This is a genomic window from Candidatus Dormiibacterota bacterium (assembly GCA_035536395.1).
Lineage (GTDB): Bacteria > Patescibacteriota > Saccharimonadia > UBA4664 > DATLOE01 > DATLOE01.
This window is the reverse complement of record DATLOE010000021.1, coordinates 1-6756: the sequence shown is the minus strand read 5'-3', so window position 1 is coordinate 6756 and position 6756 is coordinate 1. Positions and strand designations below refer to the sequence as shown.

7 protein-coding genes are annotated in these 6756 nt (G+C 48.2%); 5 read left to right on the top strand and 2 right to left on the bottom strand.

Translation table 11 applies throughout. The features are described from left to right. Positions 1-201 precede the first annotated feature (201 nt). From VNA68_03520 to VNA68_03510, 3 genes are read left to right on the top strand one after another with little or no spacing between them, the layout of a single operon-like run. Complete coding sequence (locus tag VNA68_03520; protein ID HVE81173.1) at positions 202-720, top strand: hypothetical protein; 519 nt, start codon at positions 202-204, stop codon at positions 718-720. Next, complete coding sequence (locus VNA68_03515) at positions 701-1456, top strand: hypothetical protein (GenBank protein ID HVE81172.1); 756 nt, start codon at positions 701-703, stop codon at positions 1454-1456. Before VNA68_03520 ends, VNA68_03515 begins: the two co-directional genes overlap by 20 nt. A gap of 31 nt (positions 1457-1487) precedes the next feature. Beyond that, entirely contained in the window at positions 1488-1904 is a 417-nt protein-coding gene (locus VNA68_03510) for a VOC family protein (GenBank protein HVE81171.1), read from the top strand. A gap of 3 nt (positions 1905-1907) precedes the next feature. On the opposite strand, the gene typA is transcribed toward VNA68_03510, so the two are convergent. Then, positions 1908-3731: a translational GTPase TypA gene (gene typA, locus VNA68_03505; GenBank protein HVE81170.1), complete on the bottom strand. Its 1824-nt coding sequence runs from the start codon at positions 3729-3731 to the stop codon at positions 1908-1910. 215 nt (positions 3732-3946) lie between these two features. Here typA and VNA68_03500 point away from each other — a divergent pair, with 215 nt between their 5' ends. Together VNA68_03500 and VNA68_03495 are read left to right on the top strand one after the other, a co-directional pair. Next, positions 3947-4471, top strand: coding sequence for a hypothetical protein (locus VNA68_03500; GenBank protein HVE81169.1), 525 nt, complete (start codon positions 3947-3949; stop codon positions 4469-4471). Between the two features lie 191 nt (positions 4472-4662). After that, a complete protein-coding gene (locus tag VNA68_03495) occupies positions 4663-5712 on the top strand; it encodes an AI-2E family transporter (protein ID HVE81168.1) in 1050 nt (349 codons plus the stop codon). 2 nt (positions 5713-5714) lie between these two features. Here VNA68_03495 and VNA68_03490 read toward each other — a convergent pair. Then, positions 5715-6756 (bottom strand): cysteine--tRNA ligase (locus VNA68_03490; GenBank protein HVE81167.1); only part of this gene is annotated, 1042 nt, incomplete at its 5' end.

Below are 6756 nucleotides of genomic sequence, written 5' to 3'. Positions count from 1 at the left end.
CAAAGACCGGTCAGCCAGGGGTGTGTCTGCTGAAAACATGCAAGGTTTTTGTCTTTTTACAATACCAAACAAAATACGAATATTTTACTAAAATAGAAATAAATATACATTTTCCAGATAAGTATTTCTAAGTCTAGTTTCGCACTATTGACTCTTGCATATTTTCATGATATGCTGTGGTAATTAACCAAGGGGTATACCATGCCAATCAAATTAAAAATTTCTGGTAATATCAACATGCCTGAGCAAGAGATTAGCCTTAGACAAGCTGGACGGATCATCGAGTTCCTGGGTGCGCCAGAGGAGAACGCAGTAGGGGGGCAACTGTCTAGCTCGAAAAAGCCAAAGCCAAGGTCAAGGTCAAAAAAAGCTAGCGCCTCAACACCCTCAGTTCAAGTCCGGGACGAATTAAGTAAAATAACATATTCACCCGACCTTGACGGATATCCAAATTACCATGCCCTTCCAACCAAAGGAGCAAAAGTGATGTGGGTGCTCGCATTCGCTGCTGCTAATGCCATAGTGTCATTGCGGCCAAACGAGATATCTTATGCAGCATTTCGATTACGCGATAAGATAGCCGGTAGCGATATTAATGGTTTGACCGCTAATGCTGCTAAAAAAGGGTGGGTTGTTAAGGATTCAACTGGCAGTTACTCCCTGCTTTTTAAGGGAGATAAGTACTTGAAGGACCTGCTGGATGAAACCAGCGTTAATTAACCTGCTCGCAACGCTTCCCGACGATCTCTCGACTAACCTAGAGCAGGAGTTTGCTAAAGTGCGGACACATTTTCTACTCCAGGAGTGGGATGACTTGCAGATAGATGCTGGCCGATTTTGCGAGGCAGTTCTAAGAGTTGTCGAGTGGAAAATCAGCGGTAGCTTTAGCCCTATCGATGGCAAGAGCAAGCCTAACCGTAAAACTGTGGTAAATACCGCCCGGGCAACGGCTGCATTGGACCCAACGCTTCGCTCGCAGGTTATCAGCGCAACCGAACTAGTAATGGACTTCCGGAATAACCGGAACTCTGCGCACTTGGGCAGAATAGATCCAAACTCCATCGATGGCATTACCGTTTTCCAGATAGTTTCTTGGATTATGGGCGAAATCATCAGACTGGAATCTGGTTTGCCCGCTGTAGATATCCAGAAGGTGCTAGACAACTTAGCGGAGCGACCAATCCCGATTGTTTATCGGATAGATGGGGTGCCTGTAGTGCTGTCTTCTAAATTACCCGCAAAGGATATCGCCTTAGTGTTGCTTTATGACTCCCCAGACCCCGTACCTGCAGCTCAACTATTTAAATGGAGCCAATATTCGCATATTACCCGATGGCGGGCTACAGTGCTAAAGCCTCTAATATCTGATCGTTTTCTGTACGTTACAGAGGGTATAGTCCACATTCTGCCCCCGGGGATGAGGCGAGCAGAGGAAGTTATTAAAAGACATATATAATATAGTTAAATCAAAATAATTTGGAGGTGTTATGGCGGAGATCAGCTTAGAACCGTACATATTTTTTAAAGGCAACTGCCGTCCCGCAATGGAGTTTTACAAAAGCGTTCTGGGTGGCGAGCTAACCATGCAGGCCTACAGCGAAGTGCCGGGCAGTGTGCCTGGTGCACGCGAGATTAACCAAGATTGGCTGATGCATGCCGCACTTGAGGGCGAGGTAAAGATTATGGGCAGCGATACCGAGCAGGCCAGCCCTGAGGCCAAAAAAATTACTCTCTCGCTCGTAGGTACAGATGAAGAAAAGCTAAGCAAGATGTTTGAGGGCTTAAGCCAGGGCGGCAAAGTTACCTCCCCGCTTAAAAAAGAGTTTTGGGGAGACACCTTCGGTACTCTAACCGATAAATTCGGTGTGGAGTGGATGGTGAATATTAATGCTGAGAAAAAATAAGTTTTATGAAGTGCGGTTGCGTTTGCGTTCGGCTTCGGTCAGGTAGCGTTTGCGCATGCGCAGATTGAGCGGTGTAACTTCTAGCAGCTCATCGCTTTCGATAAAATCCAAAGCCTCTTCTAGTGAAAGGTCTGTAAAAGGCACTAATTGTGTCTGCATGTCGGTGCCAGAAGCACGTACGTTAGTCAGCTTCTTCTCACGACAGGCATTAATAATCATATCGTCGCCCCGGCGGTTCAGCCCAATAATCATACCCTGGTACAGCTTCGTGCCTGGCCCCACAAACACCTCACCTCGCTCCTCAGCGCCCTTAAGTCCGTAAATAACGGCATTACCTGTTTCCGCACTTATTAAAACGCCATTACGCAGCTTAGCTAGAGGCGCGCCCATTGGGGCGTGCCCTATTAGCAGGCTGTTCATCGTCATAGTGCCTTTGGTGGCGGTAACCAAAATATTTCGTAATCCTAGAAGGACTCTAGTAGGTAGATGGTAAACCAGCTGAGTCACCCCCTTACCAGTGGGGCCCATGTGCTTCATCTGCGCTTTGCGTCTGCCCATTTCGCTGGTAACGGCTCCTACATACTCTTCTGGCACTTCAATTACTAGTTCTTCTACCGGTTCTAGGGTTTTACCATCTTCTTGTTTGGTGACTACCGTAGGGCGGCCTACTTCTAGCTCGTACCCCTCACGGCGCAGGGTTTCGATTAATATTGAGAGATGCAGTTCACCTCGCCCGGATACCAGAAAACCGGTGCCTTTCTCTTCTACCTTTAAGCTGACGTTTGTTTCTAGTTCTTTTTGCAGTCGGGCGGCAATCTGGCGGGAGGTGGTGTACTCCCCTTCCCGGCCGGCAAATGGCGATGTGTTCGGTCCCATGACAATCTGCAGGGTTGGGGCTTCTATTTCCATGGCCGGTATGGCCTCGGGCTTAGCCGGGTCGGCTAGTGTGTCGCCAATTTGCGCATTAGCAATACCAGTCAACTGTACTATCTCACCGGCTCCGGCCTGCTCTACTGCCAGGCGATTCAGCCCAGCCGAAACCAGCACCTTATCTACTTTGGTTTTGGTAATATCGCCATTCTTACTAATTAGGGCGACTTGGGTGCCAATACTCACCTTACCGCGCTGAATACGGCCAATGGCGTATTTGCCATTGTAGGAATCCCAATCCAGAGAGGTTACCAGCATCTGAAAAGGCTCATTTACCTGCGCCTTGGGTGCGGGCAGGTGGTGGATGATAGCTTCGAATATCGGCGTAAGGTCGGCATCTAGGGTGTAATCTTCCGGAACTTTTGCAAAGGCTTTGCCTTCGCGGCCAACGGCGTAATATATCGGAAAGTCTAGTTGCTCGTCGTTAATAGCAAGATCCAGAAACAGGCTTTCTATCTCGGCCTCTACCTCACCTACTCTAGCATCACGCTTATCTATCTTGTTAATAACAATTAAGGGTTTAAGCCCAAGTGCCAGGGCTTTGGTTAAGACGAACTTCGTCTGCGGCATAGGCCCTTCTTGGGCATCAACCACTAGAATAACGCCGTCGGCCATATTCAGGGTACGCTCGACCTCTCCTGAAAAGTCAGCATGCCCCGGGGTGTCTATGATGTTTATCTTATGCTGTTCGTACTCAACGGCTGTAGTTTTGGCAGAAATCGTAATACCCCGCTCACGCTCCAGATCGCCAGAATCTAAAATGGTGGTTTGCGCCATCTCGGCTTGGTTCGCGCGGAAGGTCTTGGACTGCTTTAAGAGCCCGTCTACCAGGGTAGTCTTGCCGTGGTCGACGTGGGCAATGATTGCAATATTCCTGATTTTAACCGGATCGCGCATACTTTTCCTCAATAAAAAATGGGGCCGCTTTGCCCCGAATTAAAGATAATTATAACACTTATGTAGCTAGCGGGCAATATTCAAGGTGTGAAAAGCTTATGATTGTAAATTTACCCGGATTTTGGCATAATTACCAAATTCTCGCGTTTTGCGAGTGTACCCACTGTTTCCAACAAGGGTTCGCCCTGAGGAAGCCAGACAGGAAGGATGAGCAAATGGATTCGTCCACGAGCCATCACTCAATCGCGTTACGTCATGCCATGGAGGGTGTACCCGTAGACGAGCTGACTCCAAGTGAGCGCATTACCATTCTCAAAGAGAAGGTAAGCATATTTACTAACTGGAGAGGCAAGAGTCCGGGCTTTGCACCTTATGGTTTTCGATGGAAGGACTGCTCTACTAAGTGTGCTAGAGGGATCAATACAAAGACAAAGGTGTTGGAGATATGCGTAGTAAGAGCCAGCACCCCGAAGCAGCCAGTGGAAATCATATTGCTTACTCTGGATGGGCGTTTCATCATCGAAACTTTTACCTCTTGGGTGGAAGATGGTGAAGTTAGACGCCACATTGAAGCGAGATTCTGTACGAATGAGGAGCTGGAGGCTTTTGAAGAAAGGCTCTACTTGCTGAATAGCGTTAATGAAGTAATGCGCAGCGCAATAGAGCGCAGCAAGGAATCGCATAGAAGAGACTTGATTTCGCTAGAGATGCTCGAGCGTTCCATGCTGAGAACCTGGTAGCGGATTAGGCCCGAGGCTTTGAAAGCCTCGGGCGTTTTATTTGGCTCAATAGATTAGGTTTTGCGCCCTGACTCTGGTTGGCATTAGTCCAGGTGTGGGTATCGATAATTGTGTGGTTACTGTGCCCAAAAAGGTGCTTATTCTTATACCCAGATTGTGTCTGCAAAGCCATTATGGCATAATTAAAGCAAATGAATATCAACGATGTTTCCAACCGAACAGTCATCAGAATCTTGGCGATTGCGGTTGGATTTTTTATTGTTTTGTGGCTATTGCTGCAAGTGCAGCGCGAGCTGATATGGGTAGCTACTGCTTCATTCCTGGCCCTCACGCTTAACCCAGCCGTCGTATGGCTGCAGCAGTACATGCCCAAAAAGAACCGCCTGGCAGCAATTGGTTCAGTATTTATACTCATGGGCTTGGTGGTGGCAGCTATCAGCTCGATTCTAATCCCTCCACTGCTAACCCAATCGCAAAAAATGGTTCAGGAGCTACCGGTGCTCATCGATGATATGCGCGATTCTAGCAGTTCTGTTGGCCAGTTTGTAAACAGATACAACCTAGTAGACAGAATCAAAAGCGAACAGGAGCAGCTCTTTACTCAAATATCCAAAGCAACTGGTTCTTTTGTGGGTGTCGCCCAGAGCCTGTTTAGCAACCTAATCGCGCTGATCGTGATATTAACCCTGACTTTCTTTACTCTTAAAGAAGGCCCGATGTGGTTTAACACCCTTATCTCTACCCGGCCACCACCCGAGCAAAAGCGAGACCGTGAACTAATGCGCCGGCTGTACCATACTGTGCGTAATTACACCTTCGGGAACCTTTTAAGAAGCCTGCTGATATTCGTAGCCACTCTGGTGCCGCTTTTGATCCTGCAAATCCCCTACGCGCTACCGCTGAGTATCGTAATGGGTATACTAAACCTCATACCACTGGTCGGCGCCACAATCGGCTCGATTATTGTAGTGGCGGTCTGTCTGTTCGTTTCGACTCCTGCCGCCATATTCATGACAATCTACCTGATAGTCTACCAGCAGCTGGAAAATAACTTAATCCAGCCTTTGATATTCGGCCGAGCGCTGGAGATCTCGGCTTATACCGTTCTGGCAGCGGCCTTAATTGGCGCATCATTAGCCGGTCTGCTGGGAGCCTTTGTGGCTATTCCGATAGCGGCTGGAATTCGCATACTGTTCGATCATTACCACAAGTACTACTACCCTCGCAGCAAGCGGGGCTGATTTTACTCGCGGTGCCAGCGCGGCCCATAAGGGGTGTCGTTGATTACTAACCCGTCTTTAGCCAGCTGATTGCGGATTTTATCAGATTCACCGTATTCCCCTGCTAGCCTCGCTTCTTCTCGTTTGTGCATTAATTTCGATTGAGCTTCGGTAATATCTTCACGGTGCGACAGCCCAAGACCCAAGCAGGCGTCTATGTGGGCAAGCAGTTCCGTAAATCCCTGATGTTTACTAGGCACGATGCCGCTTCCGTCCATATAGCTTACAAGTTTACTAATAGTGGCTAGCACTTTAGGGGTATTAAGGTCGTCGCCTAGGGCATCTGTAATATTTTCTTTTACTTCATCCAGGCGCCGATCGAGGTTATCGTCATTAACTGGCTCTATCTGCTCGAACCGTAAGTCTGCCCAGGCTTCCAATTTACACAGAAAGCTTTGGGCCGCTTCCAGAGCCTCAACTGTAAAGTTCTGTTGCGAGCGATAATGTGCTTGCAGGAGGAGCAGGCGGTATGCCATTGGGCTAAAGCCTTTTGCCTTTAAGTCGGAAAGAGTATTAAACTTGCCACCTGATTTAGCTATTTTCTTACCCTCGATCTGGAGAAACTCATTATGCAGCCAAAAGTTTGCAAGTGGCTTTGCAAAAGCTGCTTCTGATTGAGCTATCTCATTAGTATGATGGGTGCCGATATGGTCGACTCCTCCAGTATGGATATCGATAGTTTCACCGAGATGCTGATGGATTATGGCGGAGCACTCCAGGTGCCAGCCAGGGAATCCATTACCCCAGGGGCTTGGCCAGTTCATGGTGTGCCCGGCGTGGTGGCCAACGGTAAAGAACCAGAGTGCAAAATCTTGCGGGTTGCGCTTCTGGCTATCTACCACTACCTCACTACGGGCACCTATTTCTTTTTCGCCCAGCTTTTGCCCTGAAAGTTTGCCATAATCGCTAAGCTTGGATACGTCGAAGTAGATGGCTTGCTCTGCAATGTAGGCAAACTCCTTTTGCAGCAGCAACTTAATAAGCTCGATTTGGACCGGGATGGCC

What these genes read in the sequence shown, in the direction of transcription:
- VNA68_03520 (HVE81173.1), top strand. Translation starts at nt 202, where the DNA reads ATGCCAATCAAATTAAAAATTTCTGGTAATATCAACATGCCTGAGCAA.
- VNA68_03515 (HVE81172.1), top strand. Translation starts at nt 701, where the DNA reads ATGAAACCAGCGTTAATTAACCTGCTCGCAACGCTTCCCGACGATCTC.
- VNA68_03510 (HVE81171.1), top strand. Translation starts at nt 1,488, where the DNA reads ATGGCGGAGATCAGCTTAGAACCGTACATATTTTTTAAAGGCAACTGC.
- typA (HVE81170.1), bottom strand. Translation starts at nt 3,731, where the DNA reads ATGCGCGATCCGGTTAAAATCAGGAATATTGCAATCATTGCCCACGTC.
- VNA68_03500 (HVE81169.1), top strand. Translation starts at nt 3,947, where the DNA reads ATGGATTCGTCCACGAGCCATCACTCAATCGCGTTACGTCATGCCATG.
- VNA68_03495 (HVE81168.1), top strand. Translation starts at nt 4,663, where the DNA reads ATGAATATCAACGATGTTTCCAACCGAACAGTCATCAGAATCTTGGCG.